Genomic DNA, 391 nt, shown 5'->3' on the forward strand with positions numbered 1-391 from the left:
CGGTAGGCGCTCACTCGTCGCCGAGACTGCGTCGACGGCGGTGAACGGGGGTGAGCGACGACACGAGCTTCTGATCGTCGGACGGCCGAACAGGTGGCGGATGGTGAGCTGGCTGGTGGTCACCTTTTGCCAGGCGGCGTCGACGACTTCCCGGCAGGAAGGAACGAGCTCCGAGCTGGGCTTCAACGTCGGCCTAGGTGCCGTCGAGCGTCTTCTCGATGAGGTCTAACCGCCAACGAGCGGGTGGCTGTCAGCTGTCGAGCAGGGCGGTCATCTCATCGACCTCGGCTTGCTGCGCCGTGATGATCTCGCCGGCAAGGGCTTGGGCGTCGGTGTTCATGCCGTCGCTCTGCTCTGCGGTCGCCATCTCGATGGCGCCCTGGTGGTGCTC

General features: G+C 66.0%; 2 protein-coding genes. One reads left to right on the forward strand and one right to left on the reverse strand.

All coding sequences use genetic code 11. The annotated features are described in order from the left end of the window. Positions 1-229: hypothetical protein (locus JWH17_RS23405; RefSeq protein WP_205225113.1), on the forward strand; the 229-nt coding region annotated here is incomplete at its 5' end. A 21-nt stretch (positions 230-250) separates the two neighbouring features. Here JWH17_RS23405 and JWH17_RS24810 read toward each other — a convergent pair. Further along, a partial coding sequence (locus tag JWH17_RS24810; protein WP_205225114.1) for a DUF305 domain-containing protein occupies positions 251-391 on the reverse strand: 141 nt, incomplete at its 5' end.

Origin of the sequence: Desulfogranum marinum, from assembly GCF_016918565.1 — a bacterium.
Taxonomy (GTDB): Bacteria; Desulfobacterota; Desulfobulbia; order Desulfobulbales; family Desulfobulbaceae; genus Desulfogranum; species Desulfogranum marinum.